1 protein-coding gene is annotated in these 392 nt (G+C 45.7%); it reads right to left on the bottom strand.

Annotated features, from left to right (window positions below):
* Positions 1–32: 32 nt before the first annotated feature.
* Positions 33–392, bottom strand: a 360-nt coding sequence (locus NQ050_RS11135; protein WP_257039406.1) for an alpha-hydroxy-acid oxidizing protein, incomplete at its 5' end; no start/stop codon positions are given.

The raw sequence follows: 392 nt of genomic DNA on the forward strand, positions 1-392 counted from the left end.
GTTGAGAACTGAAGACATCAATCTATCTCTCTTTAACTCACATTCGCTGACCGACGGGCATAGGCTTTCCAGTCAATCCCACGTGCTTCGCACCAGTTTTGTACATTTGGAGCCAAGACCAAATCTTTCTGACGGAGTTCCGCAATATTCTTAGCACCCAGCATGGTCATGATTTCAGCCATCTGCCATTGGAAGGTTTTAATAGCCTGCAAACCGTCGTCAAAACGATGCCCCTTACCATCCTTGACATACTGTAGGAAATGATTGGACATACCAACAAGGTCTGCACCGAGTGCCAATGATTTGACAATATCTAGCGGCGTTTTAATGCCACCTGAAGCAATCAAACTTGGACGGATATCCTCAGAAACAGACATAGCTTCCACCAAGGA

Source organism: Corynebacterium sp. 122RC1 (assembly GCF_024580955.1).
Taxonomy (GTDB): Bacteria; Actinomycetota; Actinomycetes; order Mycobacteriales; family Mycobacteriaceae; genus Corynebacterium; species Corynebacterium kozikiae.